This is a genomic window from Heyndrickxia sp. NPDC080065 (assembly GCF_050281185.1).
In the GTDB taxonomy this organism is placed as follows: Bacteria; Bacillota; Bacilli; order Bacillales; family Bacillaceae_C; genus Heyndrickxia.
The window spans coordinates 1-19,832 of sequence record NZ_JBNNWS010000035.1 but is presented as its reverse complement, the minus strand read 5'-3'; the positions used below and the strand labels follow the sequence as shown (position 1 = coordinate 19,832).

30 protein-coding genes are annotated in these 19,832 nt (G+C 35.1%); 25 read left to right on the top strand and 5 right to left on the bottom strand.

The window, feature by feature from the left end:
* Window positions 1-177: 177 nt before the first annotated feature.
* Window positions 178-630 (top strand): acyl-CoA thioesterase, encoded by a 453-nt coding sequence (locus ACQKP0_RS25110; protein ID WP_427408546.1) that lies wholly within the window; start codon window positions 178-180, stop codon window positions 628-630.
* Window positions 631-824: 194 nt separating this feature from the next.
* The gene (locus ACQKP0_RS25105; RefSeq protein WP_427408545.1) at window positions 825-995 is read left to right on the top strand and encodes a helix-turn-helix domain-containing protein; all 171 of its coding nucleotides are present in this window, start codon (window positions 825-827) and stop codon (window positions 993-995) included.
* 100 nt (window positions 996-1,095) lie between these two features.
* Here ACQKP0_RS25105 and ACQKP0_RS25100 read toward each other — a convergent pair whose 3' ends face one another.
* From ACQKP0_RS25100 to ACQKP0_RS25080, 5 genes are all read right to left on the bottom strand, one after another.
* Window positions 1,096-2,805 (bottom strand): GIY-YIG nuclease family protein, encoded by a 1,710-nt coding sequence (locus tag ACQKP0_RS25100; RefSeq protein WP_427408544.1) that lies wholly within the window; start codon window positions 2,803-2,805, stop codon window positions 1,096-1,098.
* A gap of 116 nt (window positions 2,806-2,921) precedes the next feature.
* The gene (locus tag ACQKP0_RS25095) at window positions 2,922-3,308 is read right to left on the bottom strand and encodes a hypothetical protein (protein ID WP_427408543.1); all 387 of its coding nucleotides are present in this window, start codon (window positions 3,306-3,308) and stop codon (window positions 2,922-2,924) included.
* Window positions 3,309-3,325: 17 nt separating this feature from the next.
* Entirely contained in the window at window positions 3,326-3,688 is a 363-nt protein-coding gene (locus tag ACQKP0_RS25090; RefSeq protein WP_427408542.1) for a hypothetical protein, read from the bottom strand.
* Window positions 3,685-4,263: an ImmA/IrrE family metallo-endopeptidase gene (locus tag ACQKP0_RS25085; protein WP_427408541.1), complete on the bottom strand. Its 579-nt coding sequence runs from the start codon at window positions 4,261-4,263 to the stop codon at window positions 3,685-3,687. The genes ACQKP0_RS25090 and ACQKP0_RS25085 overlap by 4 nt, the downstream gene beginning before the upstream one ends.
* A 197-nt stretch (window positions 4,264-4,460) precedes the next feature.
* Window positions 4,461-4,853: a helix-turn-helix domain-containing protein gene (locus ACQKP0_RS25080; protein WP_427408540.1), complete on the bottom strand. Its 393-nt coding sequence runs from the start codon at window positions 4,851-4,853 to the stop codon at window positions 4,461-4,463.
* 148 nt (window positions 4,854-5,001) lie between these two features.
* Here ACQKP0_RS25080 and ACQKP0_RS25075 point away from each other — a divergent pair, with 148 nt between their 5' ends.
* From ACQKP0_RS25075 to ACQKP0_RS24965, 23 genes are all read left to right on the top strand, one after another.
* On the top strand, window positions 5,002-5,226 hold the full coding sequence (locus ACQKP0_RS25075) for a helix-turn-helix domain-containing protein (protein ID WP_427408539.1): 225 nt from the start codon (window positions 5,002-5,004) through the stop codon (window positions 5,224-5,226).
* A 15-nt stretch (window positions 5,227-5,241) separates the two neighbouring features.
* Window positions 5,242-5,940, top strand: coding sequence for a BRO family protein (locus tag ACQKP0_RS25070; RefSeq protein ID WP_427408538.1), 699 nt, complete (start codon window positions 5,242-5,244; stop codon window positions 5,938-5,940).
* 50 nt (window positions 5,941-5,990) lie between these two features.
* Entirely contained in the window at window positions 5,991-6,131 is a 141-nt protein-coding gene (locus ACQKP0_RS25065) for a hypothetical protein (protein ID WP_427408537.1), read from the top strand.
* A gap of 157 nt (window positions 6,132-6,288) precedes the next feature.
* Complete coding sequence (locus tag ACQKP0_RS25060; RefSeq protein WP_427408536.1) at window positions 6,289-6,549, top strand: helix-turn-helix domain-containing protein; 261 nt, start codon at window positions 6,289-6,291, stop codon at window positions 6,547-6,549.
* Between the two features lie 21 nt (window positions 6,550-6,570).
* Complete coding sequence (locus tag ACQKP0_RS25055; protein WP_427408535.1) at window positions 6,571-6,882, top strand: hypothetical protein; 312 nt, start codon at window positions 6,571-6,573, stop codon at window positions 6,880-6,882.
* A 6-nt stretch (window positions 6,883-6,888) separates the two neighbouring features.
* On the top strand, window positions 6,889-7,041 hold the full coding sequence (locus ACQKP0_RS25050) for a hypothetical protein (protein ID WP_427408534.1): 153 nt from the start codon (window positions 6,889-6,891) through the stop codon (window positions 7,039-7,041).
* 320 nt (window positions 7,042-7,361) lie between these two features.
* Window positions 7,362-7,586, top strand: coding sequence for a YqaI family protein (locus tag ACQKP0_RS25045; RefSeq protein WP_427408533.1), 225 nt, complete (start codon window positions 7,362-7,364; stop codon window positions 7,584-7,586).
* Window positions 7,587-7,613: 27 nt separating this feature from the next.
* Window positions 7,614-7,793: a hypothetical protein gene (locus tag ACQKP0_RS25040; RefSeq protein WP_427408532.1), complete on the top strand. Its 180-nt coding sequence runs from the start codon at window positions 7,614-7,616 to the stop codon at window positions 7,791-7,793.
* 80 nt (window positions 7,794-7,873) lie between these two features.
* On the top strand, window positions 7,874-9,856 hold the full coding sequence (locus ACQKP0_RS25035; RefSeq protein WP_427408531.1) for a hypothetical protein: 1,983 nt from the start codon (window positions 7,874-7,876) through the stop codon (window positions 9,854-9,856).
* Entirely contained in the window at window positions 9,856-10,095 is a 240-nt protein-coding gene (locus tag ACQKP0_RS25030; protein ID WP_427408530.1) for a hypothetical protein, read from the top strand. Before ACQKP0_RS25035 ends, ACQKP0_RS25030 begins: the two co-directional genes overlap by 1 nt.
* The gene (locus tag ACQKP0_RS25025; protein WP_427408529.1) at window positions 10,092-11,003 is read left to right on the top strand and encodes a recombinase RecT; all 912 of its coding nucleotides are present in this window, start codon (window positions 10,092-10,094) and stop codon (window positions 11,001-11,003) included. Before ACQKP0_RS25030 ends, ACQKP0_RS25025 begins: the two co-directional genes overlap by 4 nt.
* Window positions 11,003-11,704, top strand: coding sequence for an MBL fold metallo-hydrolase (locus ACQKP0_RS25020; RefSeq protein ID WP_427408528.1), 702 nt, complete (start codon window positions 11,003-11,005; stop codon window positions 11,702-11,704). Before ACQKP0_RS25025 ends, ACQKP0_RS25020 begins: the two co-directional genes overlap by 1 nt.
* Before the next feature lie 17 nt (window positions 11,705-11,721).
* Window positions 11,722-12,204 (top strand): hypothetical protein, encoded by a 483-nt coding sequence (locus ACQKP0_RS25015; protein ID WP_427408527.1) that lies wholly within the window; start codon window positions 11,722-11,724, stop codon window positions 12,202-12,204.
* A gap of 79 nt (window positions 12,205-12,283) precedes the next feature.
* The gene (locus ACQKP0_RS25010) at window positions 12,284-13,312 is read left to right on the top strand and encodes a replication protein (RefSeq protein WP_427408526.1); all 1,029 of its coding nucleotides are present in this window, start codon (window positions 12,284-12,286) and stop codon (window positions 13,310-13,312) included.
* Between the two features lie 185 nt (window positions 13,313-13,497).
* Window positions 13,498-14,196 carry a dUTP diphosphatase gene (locus ACQKP0_RS25005; RefSeq protein ID WP_427408525.1) on the top strand — a complete coding sequence of 233 codons (699 nt, stop codon included), beginning with the start codon at window positions 13,498-13,500 and terminating at the stop codon, window positions 14,194-14,196.
* Window positions 14,196-14,348, top strand: coding sequence for a DUF6011 domain-containing protein (locus ACQKP0_RS25000; protein WP_427408524.1), 153 nt, complete (start codon window positions 14,196-14,198; stop codon window positions 14,346-14,348). The genes ACQKP0_RS25005 and ACQKP0_RS25000 overlap by 1 nt, the downstream gene beginning before the upstream one ends.
* Window positions 14,348-14,788 carry a DUF1064 domain-containing protein gene (locus ACQKP0_RS24995; protein WP_427408523.1) on the top strand — a complete coding sequence of 147 codons (441 nt, stop codon included), beginning with the start codon at window positions 14,348-14,350 and terminating at the stop codon, window positions 14,786-14,788. Before ACQKP0_RS25000 ends, ACQKP0_RS24995 begins: the two co-directional genes overlap by 1 nt.
* 46 nt (window positions 14,789-14,834) lie before the next feature.
* Window positions 14,835-15,596 (top strand): hypothetical protein, encoded by a 762-nt coding sequence (locus ACQKP0_RS24990; RefSeq protein WP_427408522.1) that lies wholly within the window; start codon window positions 14,835-14,837, stop codon window positions 15,594-15,596.
* Window positions 15,597-15,773: 177 nt separating this feature from the next.
* Window positions 15,774-16,034 carry a hypothetical protein gene (locus ACQKP0_RS24985; protein ID WP_427408521.1) on the top strand — a complete coding sequence of 87 codons (261 nt, stop codon included), beginning with the start codon at window positions 15,774-15,776 and terminating at the stop codon, window positions 16,032-16,034.
* Window positions 16,031-17,590: a DNA cytosine methyltransferase gene (locus tag ACQKP0_RS24980; RefSeq protein ID WP_427408520.1), complete on the top strand. Its 1,560-nt coding sequence runs from the start codon at window positions 16,031-16,033 to the stop codon at window positions 17,588-17,590. The genes ACQKP0_RS24985 and ACQKP0_RS24980 overlap by 4 nt, the downstream gene beginning before the upstream one ends.
* Window positions 17,591-17,624: 34 nt before the next feature.
* A complete protein-coding gene (locus ACQKP0_RS24975; protein WP_427408519.1) occupies window positions 17,625-17,975 on the top strand; it encodes a hypothetical protein in 351 nt (116 codons plus the stop codon).
* Window positions 17,976-18,421: 446 nt separating this feature from the next.
* On the top strand, window positions 18,422-19,228 hold the full coding sequence (locus tag ACQKP0_RS24970) for a DNA adenine methylase (RefSeq protein WP_427408518.1): 807 nt from the start codon (window positions 18,422-18,424) through the stop codon (window positions 19,226-19,228).
* Window positions 19,229-19,550: 322 nt separating this feature from the next.
* A complete protein-coding gene (locus tag ACQKP0_RS24965) occupies window positions 19,551-19,763 on the top strand; it encodes a hypothetical protein (protein WP_427408517.1) in 213 nt (70 codons plus the stop codon).
* Window positions 19,764-19,832: the final 69 nt, after the last annotated feature.

The following is a 19,832-nucleotide window of genomic DNA, read 5'->3' as shown; positions in this document are numbered from 1 at the left end:
TGTAATATAAATTGAAACGCCGTATACGCGAACCGTACGTACGGTGTTGTGAGAGGGGCGAAAATAAATTACTTTATTTTCCCTCTACTCGATTGAAATCCTTTAAAATTCAATATTTTCTAGATATAATGAATATAGAGTGAATGATCATTCATTTTTGGTGAGGAGGAAAGTTTTATGAAAAATATATCGTATATTGAAAATGTTGATGAGTGGAAAAAGGGTTTCACTTTTTTTCAACCAATGAAAGTTCGGTTTTCTGAAACAGATATGTTTGGACATTTAAACAATACAGTGCCTTTTGCATATTTTGAAGAAGCGAGGATTGAATTTTTAAAGCATAAAGAATTTATGCAAGATTGGTTAAAGGAGGCGGTTGATACAATACCAGTAGTAGCTGATCTTCAATGTGATTTTATTAAACAAGTGTATTTTGACGAAAAACTTAAAGTATATGTTAAAGTAAATAAAATTGGAACATCTTCAATTGATCTTCATTACATGGCCATCAATGAGCAAAATGATCTATGCTTTGCTGGTCGAGGAGCGATGGTACAAATTTCGACAATAACAGGAAAAGGAGTTCCTTGGACGGAAGACGAGAAAGTAAAATTAGGTACAGATCAATAAAGGATTTAAAATTTAAGCATTTTTAAGTATTTTACACAATATAATATTAAATAATCAGCACATTTTTGTCTTTTTCTTCACTTCCTTGCCATTACGATGTCACTCTAATTATTTCTCTCACATATGATAATCTGACAATCAAATTACCCATCCCCGCGGTTTAAAGCTGGCGAAGGCAAGGAGGGTTACAATAGTTGAAGGACAATGATTTCACACACAAACCGCTGCTTACAAAAAGAGAAAGAGAAGTGTTCGAGCTGTTAGTACAAGATAAGACCACAAAAGAAATTGCAAGCGAATTGTTTATAAGCGAAAAAACAGTTCGAAATCATATTTCCAATGCCATGCATACCTTACGCAAATAATAAAAAGACCGTTGTGGTCTTTTTATTATTTCTTTAATTTTTATTTAGAGTGATAGAAAAAACAAAAGGCAAGTACATAGAGTTTAAATATTAGAGAAAATTAAGTATGTGTTGCAGCTGCTTCGAGAAAAGCAGATCCAATGAAATCGTGTTTTTTCTTTGTTAAGTTTTGACTTTGTCGATATTCAAAAGCTTTCATTGTAGTTGTAAATTTAACAGTTGAATCAATGTCTTGCACAATACTTTGAAGTTCCGTAACATTAATATTGAAAAACTCTTTTCTTAAATTTATTTTATTTACTCTATTATGATCTAAAGTCTGATGTAGTTTTTGTTCAAGATCAACTGCATTGTCGCTGAATATCATTGCATGAATATCGAATTTAAAAGGTACAGATGCACTTCCGAGTTCATCAATTCGATCCAAAGGGTTAAGACGACGTGTCATCCCAATTTTAAAAGTATTTTCACCAAAGGAACCTAGGTTAGATATGACATAAACATATCCAGCTTTACCATTTGCACGTTTAACTATTTCTTCTTTTTCTTCTTCGATTTTATTAAACTGCAATTCTAATTCTCTCAGTTTCTCTTCTAGGGCTAATATTTTTTGATTGTCTGTTTCTTGTTGTAATAATTCTTTGTTTTTAGTGATTTCCATAATATATTTTTCTTCTTCTTTTTCTAGTTTTTTTCGTTCTATTTCAAGCAAACGGCGTTCTTCTGCTTCTTGTCTCATTTGTTCTTTAATCTTTTTTTGTTCCTCTTTTTCTTTTTCCTTTTGGAAGTGGTATTTATATTCGATTTGAATAGCGTTGCTGAAAAACGGTTCGAGTTCAGTTAAAAAACGGGTAATTGTGGGAAGAATACTAGCATTTCCATTTCCACAGACTGTAAGATACTTTTTAATTAACTCTTTGGAGTTGTTAATTGCCTTATCCAGATTACTATAACTTAGTGTATATAATATATTTTGTAATTCTGCTTGTAGACCAATAACCATTAATTCGTAAATTGTCATATTAGCTTTCGTAGTGTAACGATTTTTATAATTTGCAAGTAGTTTTTTAATTTCTCTATTATTAGCGTTCATTTCTTTCTTTAGAATTTTTGAGTCTTTGTGATGTAAGTCAAGTTCAACAATCGTGTTAAAAAAGTTATCTTCTGTTAAAGTGTCTCTTATTTCTTTAAGGTTGTTTTCAATTAATGAATAATCAATTGCTTCTGGAAAGTTCTCTATTAATGTTGTAATGCCTAAGTAGGTTGCTTTCAATTTGGATATATTTTTTTCTTGTATATTAGTTTTTTTCTTTAATTCTTCATATTTATCGGTTAACAATGCAATATTTTCATTCGTATTAATTTCCAGTGTTCTTGATTCCTTTAGTTGATTTTCTAAATCTGCTAAACTGATTGTTGCTTCTTGAATATTATTGTCCAACTTCATGAAAACTTCTTCATGGTTTTGTATTTTAGATAAAATCTCATGATTATTATCAATTTCTGCATTAAGGGAAATTAATTGAGTTTGCTTTTCTTGAAGTAGTGAATGACAAGTATCTATTTGAGTTTGTAATTCTTCCAGTTGTTTTTTTTCATTTTCTATCTTAATAGTTAAATCTTTAAGGGATTGCTCTGATGAAATAATCTCATCGTAATTGTTCTCTTTCCATATTTTTTGAGCCTTTTTATAATTGATTGTTTGGATAATTAGTAAAATCAGTCCAATTATTCCTGGAATTATTACAAATGAGAACGCGAATAAAATTGCTATCAACCAACTTGATAGATACCATTTTTGTTTATACAAATTTTATACAGTCCTTTCTACTGATAATGTAACCACACAACACTTTCGAGCTGTAAGTAATGCATCTTTCTTCCGGTGTTATTCTAGTTCCAAAAGATCTAGGGGCAAATTATCCATCAATGATAATATTCGACACAAAACCCTAATTTCCTCTCATTTGGAACCAAATGTAATACTTCTTCGACATCAGGAAAGCATAATATAAATTGCTTAACTTCGTCTGGATCAACATTGTGATTCATAATACGTTTTTTAACAGAATTTAGATGAATCCCAAGTTTTCCGGGGGTAGATTTATTTAAAAGTAATTCTCCTTTATTGATCGAAATAGAAATGATCGATTCGTCAAAATCATCAATACCAATGTATTCAAAGGGTTTGATTACATCGAAATAAACGACTGGTTTGTCCCAGTTAATTTCGTTATGTTTAAATGTCATTACGTATAGATATGGCACTAATTTTTTGTTTACATAGTCGTAATAGACTCTTTGCTGTGGCATTACTGGATAACTCCTTTCTAATCCACAAAATTTATTTGTGCAATAGTCAAAACCTCTTTTACATCAACTGCTTGAATAATAAATCTTTCCATCTGAACTGGATCCATACCAACTCTACATAAACGGTCATGAATTGCTTGGAGATTGAACCCGAGGTATTCTGGACCTCTATGTGTAATGATTAGTTCTTCAAGAAGTATAGTGCACCCGATAATATCGTCTTGAAACTCATAAACATCTTTGTAGTCGCAAGGACTAACTTTAATATACATAGTTTTTTCCATCCAAGGTATCGGTTCCATAAAGTCAATCACAAACCACATATTTCGTTGTCTACCTTCCGGTTCATAATCATAAATAACTGACATTTTCGTTTTCATATTGTTCTATACCCTACCTGTCTATTTAGTTGCATTATTAATCGTTTAGTTTCAGCTGAACGTCCTTCAAGATTGTAAGGACTAACTTCATAAGACTTTTTAGGAATTTGTATTTGTTTTGATGCTACATACAATTTCTGTTGTATATTATTAAATCGTTTTTTTGCTATTGTATATGGCACATTAAAACGTTCCTGAAGACTTTTAATTGTATTTTCAACAGAAAAATCAATCATGTAATAGGGGATTGCGGCATACATAGTGAATGCGTGTGCATCCCATTCCTGCTTATGTCGGAACATTTCGACCATAATATTTTGATTTCCTTCATGTAACAGAACGTGGCATAATTCATGAAAAAACTGCTCGTTTTGTTTTTCATGAGACACCCGTTTATCGGTGACAATAAATGCTTCTCCGTATTCTATAGAAGAATATGCTGGCGCAAAGTGGGTTTCATAATCAATATCGAATGCTTTAGCAATGAGTTTTGGCTTAAGGTCTGAAGGATAGAGGATGTCCATTTTTATATAACGGTCTGAAATCCATTTTTCTAGGTTACTTGGTCGATACATTTGCTTGCCTCCTGTTGCGAATATATGTTTTGTGGGAATATATGTTCTGTTTTGAATTAAAACAAAAAGCCAAAAAAGGCTATTGTTTATTTTTAGTTCTATTCAAAGAAAATAAATGTATTTTAGGGTAAATTACCCATTTATACCCTAAAATAAAACACGCAAAACAAAAACTTTCATTCAGCGTGTAAACTGTTTTAGATATCTTTTTCTTTCTTCTTAGCTTCTGCTCGTTTTCGAGCTCGTTCTTTCATCATCTTATACGATTGTTCTAACAGGTCTATTTCTTCCTCGTTTAAGCCTTCTTTGTCGAAGTAGAAGAAGTTACTACTTTCTTTTACAATGGACGGTTCGTTTAAACTACTTGGCGGTGTTGGATCATCAGTACGACCTAGTAAATAATCTGTAGAAATATCTAAGACTTCTGAAAGTCTTTTTAATTCATGGTCTTTTATAGGTCTATCTTCTGATTCTATTCTGTTCATTACACTGACGTTCAAATCAACTCTTCTTGCTAATTCTCTTTGACTCCAGCCTTTTCTCTCTCTTAAATAGATTATTCTTTTTCCAATACCCATAATTACCACCACTTTCTAGTTCCGCAACACCATTCTATCATTTTTCTAAAACAGAAAAAATAAAAATTGCTGAAAAAGAAATTATTATATTGACATTTCCGAAATAGCAATGTATTCTATGTTTATAGAGTTGCTAAAATAGAAATCAAGGAGGGTTGATATGCAATCGTTAGATCTTAATTACATCAAGAATAGAAGGAATGAACTCGGTATTACACTTCAGGAAGCGGCTGATCAATTAGGTATGAAGAATGCCTCTACTTATATGAAGTATGAAAATGGTACTTATTCATTCAAAGCAGAACAGCTTCCTGCTTTAGCGAAAATTTTAAACTGTAAAATAATAGATTTTTTTAACAAAAACGTTGCTAAAACAGCAATTTGATAAGGTGGTGATCTAGTGAACGAACTACAACGAATTTTTAATTTCAAAGGCCGAGATCTTCGGATGATTATTCAAAATAATGAACCGTGGTTTGTCGCAAAAGATGTTTGTGTCATTTTAGAAATTTCAAATAGTCGTGATGCTGTATATCGATTGGATGAAGATGAAAAAGCTATGTCGGTAATACCTACCCAGTTTGGAAATAAGGAAATGAACATAATTAACGAATCTGGTCTTTACGAATTAATTTTCTCTAGCAGAAAGCCAGAAGCGAAAATCTTTAAAAAATGGGTGAAGCAAGAAGTTCTTCCTTCTATCCGTAAAACAGGGAGTTATTCAACCGAAAAAGTAGTACCACTTTCAAAAGACCAGGCATTAGTAACAGTTCTTCGTACTACTGCAGATCTAGTAGAAGATACACAAGCAATAAAAGAAGAGCAGCATGAAATCCGAAAGCTAGTTACTCAAATCGATAGTAAGGTTGAAGAACAGATCACTTTAACAAGCGGCGAACAACGTAGACTTCAAAAAGGAATCGCTTCTAAGATTTATGAGATTTGTGATGATCCAAAAGCAAGACCAATGTTGTTCCGTGAATTACATCGTGAAATTAAAGATCGATTTGGTGTGGCTAGTTACAAAGATGTTAAGCGCAAGGAATTGCAATCAGCTATTCGCTACATCGAAAATTGGGTACCGAAACGAGTTTCATGAGTAGGTCAGTCCATCTGTCCCTAGCGCATAAGTATTAACGAGGTGATGATATGGCAAAAAAAGAAAAAAAGTCACCCCTGTATCTCGGTAAAGAGACTTACGGAAAAGTTCCAAAAGAAGAGGCATTCAAAAAAGCGCTGGAGCCTTACTTTAGTAAAGAGAAATTTTTTACTAAGAGAATTAGCTCGTAGCCGATTTTCGGCTGCCTCTTCTTGGTAAGACAAGCATGGGGTCCTAGTCTTAATAATAGTTTACTAGATAAATTTGTTAATTATCTGTTCTTTGAAAGAACATGTTCAAGATATGAAAACGTTCCAAATTAGAACAAAAGGGGAGGGGGTGATTCATTTGGGTTTCGGTGCAATTTTGAAATCAGTTCGCAAACAGCGAAAAATGAGCCAAGAAGAAATTGCAGAAAAGCTTCATATATCAAGGAGCAACATTAGCAAGCTTGAGAATGACAAAATCACACTAGATGTCCAAACGCTTGTACAGTGGATGGAAGTAACTAACGCGAAGGAGGTGATGATTGCAGCTTTGTGTGGTTTAGATCCAGTTACAGTTTCTCAGTCAATTCAAAATATCATGAGTTTGTTTGGTATTTCTTAATGCAAAGGAGGAGGGAAATCAATGGGTACAATTCCAAGAAGTTTGCAACAAGATCGTTACTGGAAAGGAGTAATCCATTTATTCAAAAATAACGCAAAGCTAAAAAGTGTTTTTACCACAAAATACTTTGACCTTGAAGATGAAGTAATTAAAGTTGCTTCTTTAAAAAAAGCGATTGCTCCTTGGTCACAATCAGAAAAATTTTTAGTAAATTTAGCACTTCATTTGTACAACGAAGACAACAAAGTGAATTTATCATATATGGATTACTTAGATGACTATAACAAGAAATTAGCCATGGAAGCTATAACACTACGATTTTTTAGGGGGTAAAAAAAGATGAAATTTATATTATCAGCAAGCAAATTAATGAAGGCTAGTGAGGTTAGAACGCTTTGCAATGAATTGAAAAATAACAAGCAAGCCCTTACTCAACAGGAATTAATCATGAAGTCACACATTTTTAAACAAAATGAAAAAGCAGCAAGCTAAGCGGACACTTAACTTACTGCCAGAATCAACGATTCCAAGTTAAAAACATTATATCACCCAATTCAATCACATGCAACGATGGGCACTTAGTGCTCATCATCATGGCCGGGAACTAGACAAGCCCCCTATTCCCCTGAAGTCGGTTCCTGGTCGTGATGATGGACATTAACCATCATGAAAGCAAATATGTGAGTCTAAATGAGCGGGAGTGAGCGATGATATGAGCCACACCGGAAATACATATTTGGCGGTCACTGCGACGACTTTAGACTTAGATACTTGCTTTTATAAGCAAAGTACATAAGGGAGGAGGTATAAAGATGGCACGAGATGTTGAACACCCAAAGGTTATGGATATTGAAAAAACCAGTATTCCAAACTTAGTTACTCAACCCGAACATAATGGTATTGACTACTTCGGAAATGAGATTTTGGTTGGAGATTCGATTGTGATTGACCAGGTAAATGGAGAAGTGATTTTAGAAGATAGCTTAGAAGATTATTTAATCGAAAAACTTGAATTTCAGTTTACGACTGCAGAATAAAAATTCAAAGTGAGAGGTGAGTTTTAGTTGATTGAAACAAAAAATGGTCCAATTTACGAACCTACAACAAGTGTTTCCGAATCAGTTTTTAATTCTCTAAAAAAGTACCAAGAAACTCTAGGAGGTTCTCGTGCTTACGAGGATATGAAAGACATCTATGAAACACTAGAATACGATTTTGGCCAAAATAAAAGACACGTCGGCTAACGTGTCAGTAATTCAAAAAAACATATCATTAAGCAGATTATAAACGATTTTATGATCTGCTTCAAGTGGAGGGATAAGTAGTGAAAACTATTAAATTGTTGGAATTGAACTTAAAAAATTTCAAAGGGATAAAGAATTTTTCTCTACAGGCAAATGGAGAAAATGTAAGTGCGTATGGAGACAATGCAACTGGTAAGACAACATTATTCGATGCATTTGTTTGGATTCTATTTGATAAGGACAGCCAAAACAAAAAAGATTTTTCTATTAAATCACTTGATTTTGGAGGGAAAGAACTTCACGGTCTAGATCACGAAGTCGAAGTGAAATTTTTAATCGATGGCAGACCTCTCACTTTAAGAAAGGTTTATTCAGAAAAGTGGACTAAAAAACGAGGTAGTGCAAACAAGGAATTTACAGGGCACACTACGGATTATTTTGTGGATGGAGTTCCCTCTAATAAAAAAGGATATACAGACCGTGTTGCTTCTATAGTAAATGAAGATATTTTTAAACTTTTAACAAGTCCAACCTATTTTAATGAACAACTTAAATGGCAAGATCGTCGTAAAACATTGCTCCAAGTTGCTGGTGATGTAACAGACGAAGAAGTAATTGCTTCTCACAAGTCTTTGGCTGAATTACCTACAATCTTAGAAGGTCGTAGCATAGAGGATCACAGAAAAATTATTACTGCTAAAAAGAAAGATATTAATGAGCAGTTAGAAAAAATACCAGTTCGAATCGATGAAATAAACCATGGATTGCCGGATATTAATGGACTAAATAAACAAGTCCTTGAGGGTGCTATCAACCAGATTAATAAAGATATCGACGAAAAAACAGATTTAATCAGTAATATTCGTAATGGTAATGCCATTACACAGAAGCAAGGGGAAATTCAAGAAATAGAAATCGAACTTCTTCGAATTAAACAGGAGCACGAATCAGGATCCAAGGATGAAGTTTATAAGTTAAAAGCACGTATTCAAGAAGAACAATCGAATGTTTCTATTCTAAATTCCAAATTGGAAAGCTTAAAAAATCAGAAGCGATACAACGATGACAGCATTAAGCGAATTGATGAAAACTTGGTGCAGCTACGACAAGAATGGCATGAAGTGAACAGCCAAGAATTTTCCCATAACGATCTTTGTGAATGTCCTACTTGTGGACAAGATCTTCCAGAAGAACAAGTATCAGCTGCAAGAGAAAAGGCTTTATCCCAATTTAATCTATCAAACGCACAAAAGCTTGAGGATATAAATCAAAAAGGAATGCAAGGTAATGAGGAAAAGCAAAAATACATTTCCAATAACGAAAACCTCGCTAAGGAATATGAGAAGTTGAACGGTCAAATAGCTGAAAAGAATGAACTTCTTTCCAAATTAATTGATAAGTTAAAAACACTGGAAGGCAGCATCATCGATATATCAGAAAATGCCCAGTATAGTGCTAAACTTCAAGAAAAATCGAACATTGAAAAAGAAATAGATAAACTCCATATGTCTGCTAGTGAATCAATCACAGGTATACAGGAAGAAATTTTAAAACTGAAAGAAGAACGTGATCGTTACCAACAAGATTTAAATAAATTCTCTATCGTTGAACAATCAAACAAACGTGTGGAAGAACTTTCTCAACAGGAAAGAAAGTTAGCTACAGAATACGAAAACCTAGAAAAAGAGCTTTTCCTAACAGAAGAATTTATCCGTACTAAGGTAAATTTACTCGAGGAAAAAATTAATTCTAAGTTTAAATATGCTCGATTTAAGTTGTTTGAAGAACAGATCAATGGAGGTTTAAAAGAAACATGTGTCACTACTTTCAACGGAGTTCCTTATGATTCTGGTCTAAACAACGCGGCACGAATTAATGTCGGATTAGACATCATAAATACTCTATCTGAACATTACGGTCTACTGGCGCCAATTTTTATCGATAACCGTGAGGCTGTTACTAAGTTGATAGATACTAAATCACAAACTATCAGCCTGATTGTTTCAGAAAAAGATAAGACTTTACGTGTAGAAAATAACGATTCATTAATGGAAGCTATTTGATGGAAACATTTATAGAATCCAAAGTATTTAACCAAAAATTAGCAGGTAAAGCAGTACGAATTAAAGGTTTTGATATTGATGGTGGAAATTGGGATAGATTATTCCTCGTTAAGGATGTAAAAGGCGAATATATTACCCTCATTAATTGCCAAGGTGAGGAAATTGAAGACGTGCATATAGAAAATTTTGAACATGCAGAGGATGGATTGAAAATTACAGTATTGGAGGAAAAAGAATGAGTAATCAAAATCAAGTAGCAGCAAAGAAAAGTTCGGTGGTTGATCAAGTGACTGCGAAGGTCCAACAATTTCAGCAGAATGGGGAAATTCATTTCCCTCCTGCTTATTCACCAGAAAATGCTTTGAAATCAGCTTACTTAATGCTTCAAAACATCAAAACAAGTAAAAATGACGGTAATCGTCCTGTTCTTGAAGCATGTACGAAAGAAAGTATTGCTAATAGCTTGCTAGATATGGTGGTACAAGGACTCAACCCAATGAAGAAACAAGGTTATTTCATTGCCTATGGAAATCAATTAACTTTTCAACGTTCTTATATGGGGACAATGGCCGTTACCAAAAGAGTTGCAAATGCCAAGGAAATTAATGCTCAAGTTATTTATAAAGATGATGATGTTGAATTCGAAATGGATAAAGGTAAGATCATTGAATTTAAGCATAAACAGAAGTTTGGAAATATCAATAAAGATAATATCACCGGTGCTTATTGTGTTATTGAATTTCATGACGGATCTACACATACGGAGCTTATGACAATTGATGAAATCCGTAAGGCATGGAGCAAAGCTCAGTTTTGGGGAAAAGATGCTAAAGAAGAGAAGAAAGGTTCAACACATGACGAATTTAAGCAGGAAATGGCAAAAAAGACAGTTATTAATCGAGCATGCAAAAGATTTTTAAACAGTTCAGATGATGGAAGTCTTTTATTAGATACAATTCGTTCTTCAGATGAAAGGGCGGAAGAAGCGCAGGTACAAAGTGAAATTAATCAAAATGCAAATTCCGAGATCATTGACGTTGAATATGAAGTACAAGACGATCCAGAAGAACTGCCGATAGAGGAACAAGGGCAAACACAAGAACAAATGGAATCTGCAACGACTGGAACAGAAGGACCTGGTTTTTAATGATTGAGATTAGAGCGTTCGGAAGTTCCAGCGCGGGGAACTGCTATTACATTACAGATGGCAGAACCCCACTCCTTTTGGAGGCAGGAATCAAATTTAAAGAGGTTCAGAGGCAGTTAAACTTTCAAACTTCCAATATTGCTGCTTGCCTTATCACCCATGAGCATGGGGATCATTGCAAAGCACTAAAAGATGTTCTAAAGGCAGGAATAGATTGTTACATGTCAGATGGAACTGCAGGGGCGATTGATGTTCAGCATCATCGTATAAAAACAGTAAAAGCCAAACAGCAGTTTCGGATAGGCACATGGACCGTATTACCGTTTGACGTTCAGCATGATGTAGCAGAACCATACGGGTTCTTAATGGCCAATCAAGCCGGAGAGAAGCTTTTATTCGCCACAGATACATATTACATCAAATACCGGTTTCAAGGGCTTACCCATATCATGGTTGAATGTAACTACTCCATGGGAATTTTAAACGAAAATATCGCAAATGGCCGTACTCCAAAATTAATGAAGAAACGGCTTATACGGTCCCATATGAGCCTTGAAAACTTCAAGGAATTCCTAAAGGCGAATGAATTAAAAATGGTCCAGGAGATCTGGATGCTTCATCTGTCAGACAGTAATTCAGATGCAGAACTATTCAAAACAGAAGTACAGGAATTAACCGGCAAAATGGTTTTCATTCCTTAAAAATGGAGGAGAAATTATTGGGATTAGATATTACTGCTTATAGAAAATTAAAGGTTGTAGAAAATCCGCAATTTGATGAATACGGAGAACTTGAAAATTGGGATACCGAGTGGAAACCCGGAGTAAGTATGGAATGGTCTGAAAAACATTTCCCAGGGCGTGGGGAAGGCATTGAACCACAAAAAGTATACACATGGGAAGAAAGTTTTGGTTTCCGTGCTGGTAGCTATGGTGGATACAACTGGTGGCGTTCTAAACTTGAAGAATTCAAAGGTGATGTAGCCTTTCAAGAACTGATTAATTTTGCAGATAACGAAGGTGTAATTGGTTTTGTTGTATCAAAAAAATTAGCAACTGATTTCGCTAAGTATGAAGAAGAAGCAAAGGATTTTTCAAAAACATTAGGAGAAAACAACAGGGAATACTGGATGGAGTCTTATTACAATTGGAAAAAGGCTTTTGAAATGGCAGCAGATAATGGGGCAGTGGATTTCCATTAGTAATCGAGGTTAAAAAAACTATTCTCTTTTATCTGATTAGAGGAATTTAAAAGAAGATGTATTGGAGGGATGATCGTGGATGGCTAATGTACAGGTGGAAAATGGGTATATTCGAATTGCAACGGAGCTAATGGACGAAATCATTAGGAGAGATTTTTCTAAACGTCAATTAGCCATCCTTCACTTTATTATCCGGCTTTCCTATGGCTGCCAGAAAAAAGACTGTGTGATTGGAAAGTTTAATTCTTTTGAATTAGCAGGTCTAAATAAATCTGATATTAAGAAGGAGCTAAAATTTTTAAGGGAATGCCGGGTAATTAATTGGGATGAGGAATCCATGATTTTTTCAATAAATAAGGATTATGAAAAATGGCAAGTAAATCCCACTAAAGGTTTTGAAAGAGAAAAATTGGATCAATTGATTCATGAAAATATCAAGAATAATGTAGGTAAAACACTAACAAAAAAAGTTGGTAAAATACCAACTTCATTAGAAGAAATAGTTGGTAAAACACTAACTGAAATGGGAGTGAAAGTTGGTAAAACACTAATTGACAAGTTGGTAAAACACCAACGAGATATGTGGGGGAACGCTTGGGAGAGTAAGGATGAAGACACCCTTAAAGATAGTATTAAAGATATTTATTTAAAGATAATTACTACTACTACTACTACTGAACAAGAAAATCCTATTGCTTTATTTGAAAAATTACTTTGCAGATTGTCCCCTATTCAGTCGCACTCTTTATTGAAATGGGTGGATGAGTTTGAAGGGAAATCGGAAATCGTAAATGAGGCAATCACAATAGCGGATAACAAGAATAAACGTTATTACGGCTTTGTCGAGTTCCTCTTAAAAGAATGGGCTAATAACAATCTTAATTCTCTTGATAGGGTACGAGCTTACGAGCAAGAGAAGTTTAATAAAACAAAAGGGCCTAGAAACATTAATCGAAAACCTGTAAGAACCGAAAAGATTCCTTCTTGGTATGACGGAGATCAACCTAAATCAACTCCTCCATTACCAGCTAATGATGGTGAGTCACTAGAGGAGAAGCGTGCACGATTACAAAGAATACAAAAGCAATATCAAAATTCTGGTTCATGAAAGGAGAAATATGATGGGTATTTTATTCGAAGCTGCTACGGATATGAAGCGTAATTTCGTAATCCAACAACTTCAGAATGCTGGCATCAAAGAATATCAAAAACAATCAATCTATGATCTAGACTATCGTACTCTTAAGCATGTTTTAAGCATGCATAGGGTACAAAATTCGTGAGGTGTAATAGATGAATCTTGAAAAAATGTTGACTGCACAAGCTGAATTAGATAAACATATCGTCGAGAAAAAAGGATTGCATGGTGTTGTTCTTGTTCCTAATACGTTCCTAGCATTACAAGTAGAACTAGCTGAATTCGCCAACGAGGGACGTTGGTTTAAGCATTGGAGTGATAACCAGAAACCAAGAATTGAAGCTTATGTAGAATGCTTTGCTTGTAATGGTACAGGTGATTTAAATTATGAAATGGTTCAAGAAGACGCAGAAGGAAACGGTGATCATGAATATATTGATTGTCCGGACTGCGATTGTTCAGGTTTCTCCGGAACTAAAAACCCACTCCTTGAAGAATTCGCTGATGGTGTTCATTTCTTCTTATCCATCGCATATCAAAAAGGTTGGCAGGATGCTCTATATATTTACGAGGAGCAATTGGATCCAGATGAATTTGATGGTGATTTAACAAGTTATTATCTTGAAATGACTTATTTCATTAACAAATCCCACTTTGAAAACCCTAGCAAAGAAAAGGACGATAAATTCAAAGATACCTTTGGTTTTCCGCAAAAACAATATTGGTTCCGTACTTCTTGGATATTGTTTTTAAACATCGGAATTAATGGTTTTGGATTTACACCGGAGCAGATCGAGGAAGCTTATTTTTCTAAACATAAAGTCAATTATGAACGACAGGAGAATGGGTATTGATGAATTGCCCAATCTGCAATCGTCCATTAAAAAGCAAACGAAGTATCGAGCGCGGTATCGGTCCTGTATGTGAAACAAAGATAGCAAAATTGAAAGAAAAAGAGAATGAGGATCAGATCTCCTTTGATCAAGAGTTAAGCGAGGAAGAATAATGCAACGAATGTCAGCAAAGGAATTTCGAAATTTAAAGGCCAAGAAACGGCCAAAGTACGGAAATAAGAAAACAATGGTTGATGGCATTACTTTTGATAGTAAAGCCGAGGCAGTTTATTACAACCAACTCAAATGGCTCAAACAAGCTAAGCAAATAAAAGATTTTAAGCTGCAGCCTAGATACATACTCCAAGAAGCTTTTTCTAAAAACGGTAAGAATTTTCGTAAGATCGAGTACGTAGCCGATTTTGAGGTTCTTAAGCTTGATGGATCAGTAGAGGTCATAGACATAAAAGGTGTTGAAACCAAAGAATTTGCTATAAAGCGCAAACTCTTCGAACGGAAATACTTAGATACTCTTTCTGTCCTGGCATACGATGATCAATTCGGATTCATCGAGTTGGACAAGCTGAAAAAATTAAAACGGAAGGTGAAGTGACGTGGTACAAACTAGCATGCCACACCGGTATACAGGAGCTGTCAAAATGACGCCATCGAATGATGGTTGGAAACCTACACTAAGCGAATTTAAACTTAATCCGGAGCAATTGGAACGGTATAACAAAGGCGAATCTATTGAATCCATTTTGAAAGGGGAGAAAGAAGTGAAAGTAACCATGAAATTATCAAAAGAACGGTATTTAGCTCTTAAGAAACAAGGACTTGCGGATGTAAAAATCATTAAGGATTTTGGATTCAAGCATGTCGGTGAATTAACCGCATGGAAAAAGGTGCACCTTTCCCCTGAAGAAATTGAGCAACTCAGATTGAAAACGTTAATTGCGAAAAGGGAAGGGACAGTAAATGAATCCAATTCAGGCTCGATAGTTATCTCTGATAGTAAAACCATTAATACGGAAAAATCTCCTGAAATTGAGGAAATGGGCAAGGAAATAGAACGCCTTAAACGTGAAGTAATCGACGCTCATAAACTCCTCACGGAAATGGATGAAAGATTAAAAGATTCGCTACAAGAACATCTGAGGAAAGATAATCAAATTGAAAAGCTTCAGAAACAGCTTGATCAATCGGTTGAACTCTATGAATCGGCAATGGTAGATAAAGAGAATCTCCACAAGGAAAATATCAAGCTTGAAAATACTTTACAGCCTTTGAAGCAGCAGATAGTTGCTCTGGAAGATCGTTGTGACCGGTACCGGAGTGATTATATCGAACTTGAAGAAGAAGTAAACGGCCTAAGACGTTTTGCTCTTACAAAGCTAAAAAGGGATGTGTACCCAGCATGACCAGACGTGTTGTGGAGCATAAGTACAAAGGTACCGACAATGAGCTGCTGCAAGTAGTAACGGTTTTCGAGGAAGGTATTAACAAGCAGGATATAAAGAAGATGAACACTTTCACCAAGAAATTTAACACACTGATTCCTGAAGGTAGCAAATACGACTGGAAAAGGAGTGGGTGATGTGGGCAATGCACTTCAACAATTAAAGAGGCAGGGAAGGAATAAGCCTTCCTTGTCCAATGCTCAAATGAAACGGATTTTTGATTCTAAAGATTCTTTTAATGCGGGTTTTGATGCAGGGGCAAAAAGGCAACGTGAAGCAGATATTAAATATTTAGTTAAGATATTTGAAGATTTAGAGACAGTGCCAGGTATCGGAAAAAAGACTGCCGGAAAGGTTAGGGAATATTTCAATGAGCGTTTTGGGGTGAATCAGTTATGAAAAATTTGCAGTTAGATATTTTCCGCGAAATCGTTGTAGACCATTTCGCTGGCGGTGGCGGAGCAAGTAACGGTATTGAAATGGCAACAGGTCTCTCGGTAGATATAGCCATTAATCATGATCCAGCTGCCATCGCCATGCACAAAGCAAATCATCCAGATACGGAACATTACTGTGAATCTGTTTGGGATGTTGATCCTGTTAAGGCTGTTAAGGGCCGTAAAGTTGGACTAGCTTGGTTTTCTCCAGATTGTAAACATTTTTCAAAGGCAAAGGGCGGGAAGCCTGTTGAAAAGAGGATCAGAGGGCTTGCTTGGATTGCTGTTCGTTGGGCAGCTACCGTAAAACCACGGGTAATAATGCTTGAAAATGTAGAAGAGTTTAAAACCTGGGGACCACTATTAAAAGATGGACGTCCGGATCCAGATAAAAAAGGAAAAACATTCAAAGTCTTCGTAAATGCGTTAAAAAAACAAGGCTACAAAGTAGATTGGAAAGAACTACGTGCATGTGATTTTGGAGCACCGACAATACGAAAAAGACTTTTCTTAATTGCTAGGTGTGATGGACACCCGATTGTATGGCCAAAACCAACACATGGGGATCCAAAAAGTGAAGAAGTAAGAAAAGGAAAATTAAAGCCTTGGAGATCAGCTGCAGAAATTATTGATTGGTCAATTCCTTCTCCTTCTATTTTCGATCGAAAGAAGCCTTTAGCAGAGAATACATTGCGGCGAATTGCAAGAGGGATAAAGCGGTTTGTTTTTGATAATCCAGATCCGTTTATTGTTCGAGTTAATCATAGTGGTTCATCACATCATTATTGTGATTCAATTAATGAACCTTTGAAAACTATAACATCGAAAAATGGTTGGGGATTGGTTACACCTTACATTACTAAAATTGGTCAAACAGGGTTTGGTGGGGATCGATTACAGTATTCACTAGAACAATCACTTACAACAATTACAACTAAAGCTGAACATTGTCTTGTAACTCCATTTCTAGCGCAATATCATACGGAGACTCAAAAGGATGAGGTGAGAGGACAGACGCTAGATAGCCCAATTTATACATTAGATACATCTAATCGCTATGCCCTAGTTTCAGCATTTATCGTTAGGCAGTTTGGCGCAAGCACAGGGCATGAAATGGATAGTCCATTAGGAACCATAACTACGGTAAATAAATCAAACTTAGTAACGGCTTTCTTAATGAAATATTATGGTTCTGATATAGGTCAGCAAATAAGCGAGCCCTTACACACTGTTACTACTAAAGATAGGTTCGGGTTAGTAACGATTAAAGGAAAAAACTATCAGATAGTTGATATCGGGATGAGAATGCTTCAACCACATGAATTGTTTGCAGCACAAGGTTTCCCTGAAAATTATATTATCGATCGTGACTGTGAAGGTAATGTTTATTCAAAAGCAAAGCAAGTTACTCGATGTGGAAATGCAGTTCCGCCACCATTTGCAGAAGCACTTGTTAGAGCAAATTTACCTGAAATGTGTGTGGATCCATATGAATATAAGCCAGCAGTGTCGAGTTAGAACCATTATGTTCAATAAAAAGGAGAGAAAAACTATGGCTATATTTAAAATTGGAGACATTGTAGAGGACAGAGTAAAAGGGGAATTACTAGGAAGATACTTAGTATCAAGAATACATTTTGGTTCTATGATTGGTACTAAATTTTTCTTAATGAGTCTTACTGGAGTTGGTGTTGCCAATGGCTATCACAATAGCTTAGAGGAATTAGAAAAAGCAACCTTTTCAGATTCAATGCTTGTAGTGAAAAGCTATGAAGAACTACAAGAAGAAACGGTAGATTTAAAGGCGCTTTTAACACATACTCACACTTTAATTAATGAGAATGCAGATACTCAGATTGCCAGAGATTATTTAGATGATAACAGCGAGATATTTAATTCTTAATGTTGCTTAACGAAGATACCACGTACTTCGTTATATAAATTTAATTTATAATTGAGGTCAAATTTGCGTTAAATCAAGGGTTTGTAAGTGTGCCAATATAAAAAAATGTTGATCGCTTATAAGAATCAAGCTAAAACCAACATTTTTCTATATCTTTTTTGCTACATGTATTTAATTTATATTACCAAGCCGATTCCCACATATCAAATCCGATATGTAGGGGGACCCTCGGTAATATAATTTACTTTTCCTTTGAACTAAACTTTTCAAGTATCCAAAAAGTGATCAAGCCAGCGACAACGTTATTAAAAATTAAATTGAGATCAATTTGAATCGAAAGAATTTGATTCAAGTTACCTCCTTCTGGTCCACTTATACATCATATTCGTTATGGATTGAAATTATCCTTTATTAATATTACGAATAATAAAAAAGGAGAATTAACAATGGCTTTACCAAGAATTTTACATTACCCAGGTAGCAAATGGAGTATGGCCAGTTGGATTATTAATCATATGCCTGAACATAAAACATACCTGGAACCTTTCTTTGGATCCGGAGCAGTGTTTTTTAATAAGCCACCCTCCGGAATAGAAACAATAAATGATATGGATAGCAGCGTGGTCAACTTATTTAAGGTTATTCGAGATAATTCAACGGAATTGGCAGCGGGTATTGAATGGACTCCCTTTTCAAGAGAGGAATACTATAAATCTTATAAGTTTGAGACAGGTGATGAAATCGAGGATGCAAGAAGATTTTTAGTAAGGTGCTGGCAAGCTATTGGAGCAAAAACAAGCGATAGAACAGGTTGGAGAAGTCTTATTTCATCCAATGGTCCTGATGTTGCTATGGAGTGGAGCAAACTTCCTGAAAAAATATTACGAGTCGCAAAAAGACTAAAGCAGGCTCAAATAGAGAATCAACCAGCTGTAAAGCTTCTTGAAAGATACAGAAGGAAAGAAGTATTGGTTTATGCAGATCCTCCTTACATCATTGAGACGAGAACAAAACGTCATTATAAACATGAAATGACAATAGATGATCATATTGAATTGCTAGAAGTCTTAGATGCTCACCCAGGGCCTGTTCTTCTTTCCGAATATGCTCATCATATATATGACGAGAGATTAAAGCATTGGCAAAGAGAAACTATGGATGTTGCTGCAGAAGCCGGGGCAAAACGTCAAGAAGTTCTTTGGATTAACCCCGTGGCAGCAGAAACAGGATTTTATCAAGAGACTCTGTTTTAGATACATAAAGCGCAGTAAAGGAAGGTGGACGATTTGAATATTTACAAGCATAAAAACCATACAGTTTATAGATTGTCAAAGAAGATATATTACTTTAAACAACACTCAAAAATGATGTTTTGGTTTAAAGGAAAGTTAGTAAAAAATCATAGATTTAACATAAGACCACATAAACAATGGCGATATTTCCATTGGTTTATACGAAAGCCTTTTTTCTACTTTGAACGCAATAACAGTGGGGTTTATATCGGAACTCCTAACCATTATTTTCAATTTCAAAAAACATATCGGTAATACACATTCCGACAAAGGAGTGAATACTGTGAGAGAATCATTCAGGCTGTACAAGGTTGTGGAAACAGAAGGCATGAGCGCAGACGAGTTACAAATACTATTAAATAAAGCAACAGACGGGTTCCCAAAAATGCAAATAGATCATGTTGTAGGTACCAAAATAATTCTCGGTTATGAATCACTTTTGAATGCGAAAGGGAGAGCTGAAAGGGCAGTAAAAAACAGTTTAGGTTTTAGATGAAAAGTTTGAAAAAGTGAAGTTGTGAGGTGGTTCAATGGAAATAAAATTAAAAATGCCTTCATTGTTAGA

Coding starts and splice junctions, on each gene's coding strand:
- ACQKP0_RS25110 (WP_427408546.1), top strand. CDS start 178: ATGAAAAATATATCGTATATTGAAAATGTTGATGAGTGGAAAAAGGGT.
- ACQKP0_RS25095 (WP_427408543.1), bottom strand. CDS start 3,308: ATGCCACAGCAAAGAGTCTATTACGACTATGTAAACAAAAAATTAGTG.
- ACQKP0_RS25065 (WP_427408537.1), top strand. CDS start 5,991: ATGGCAAAAAAAGAAAAAAAGTCACCCCTGTATCTCGGTAAAGAGACT.
- ACQKP0_RS25030 (WP_427408530.1), top strand. CDS start 9,856: ATGGAAACATTTATAGAATCCAAAGTATTTAACCAAAAATTAGCAGGT.
- ACQKP0_RS25050 (WP_427408534.1), top strand. CDS start 6,889: ATGAAATTTATATTATCAGCAAGCAAATTAATGAAGGCTAGTGAGGTT.
- ACQKP0_RS25020 (WP_427408528.1), top strand. CDS start 11,003: ATGATTGAGATTAGAGCGTTCGGAAGTTCCAGCGCGGGGAACTGCTAT.
- ACQKP0_RS24970 (WP_427408518.1), top strand. CDS start 18,422: ATGGCTTTACCAAGAATTTTACATTACCCAGGTAGCAAATGGAGTATG.
- ACQKP0_RS25010 (WP_427408526.1), top strand. CDS start 12,284: ATGGCTAATGTACAGGTGGAAAATGGGTATATTCGAATTGCAACGGAG.
- ACQKP0_RS25075 (WP_427408539.1), top strand. CDS start 5,002: ATGCAATCGTTAGATCTTAATTACATCAAGAATAGAAGGAATGAACTC.
- ACQKP0_RS25000 (WP_427408524.1), top strand. CDS start 14,196: ATGAATTGCCCAATCTGCAATCGTCCATTAAAAAGCAAACGAAGTATC.
- ACQKP0_RS25045 (WP_427408533.1), top strand. CDS start 7,362: ATGGCACGAGATGTTGAACACCCAAAGGTTATGGATATTGAAAAAACC.
- ACQKP0_RS25025 (WP_427408529.1), top strand. CDS start 10,092: ATGAGTAATCAAAATCAAGTAGCAGCAAAGAAAAGTTCGGTGGTTGAT.
- ACQKP0_RS24975 (WP_427408519.1), top strand. CDS start 17,625: ATGGCTATATTTAAAATTGGAGACATTGTAGAGGACAGAGTAAAAGGG.
- ACQKP0_RS25055 (WP_427408535.1), top strand. CDS start 6,571: ATGGGTACAATTCCAAGAAGTTTGCAACAAGATCGTTACTGGAAAGGA.
- ACQKP0_RS24980 (WP_427408520.1), top strand. CDS start 16,031: ATGAAAAATTTGCAGTTAGATATTTTCCGCGAAATCGTTGTAGACCAT.
- ACQKP0_RS25085 (WP_427408541.1), bottom strand. CDS start 4,263: ATGTATCGACCAAGTAACCTAGAAAAATGGATTTCAGACCGTTATATA.
- ACQKP0_RS25090 (WP_427408542.1), bottom strand. CDS start 3,688: ATGAAAACGAAAATGTCAGTTATTTATGATTATGAACCGGAAGGTAGA.
- ACQKP0_RS25005 (WP_427408525.1), top strand. CDS start 13,498: ATGAATCTTGAAAAAATGTTGACTGCACAAGCTGAATTAGATAAACAT.
- ACQKP0_RS24990 (WP_427408522.1), top strand. CDS start 14,835: ATGACGCCATCGAATGATGGTTGGAAACCTACACTAAGCGAATTTAAA.
- ACQKP0_RS24995 (WP_427408523.1), top strand. CDS start 14,348: ATGCAACGAATGTCAGCAAAGGAATTTCGAAATTTAAAGGCCAAGAAA.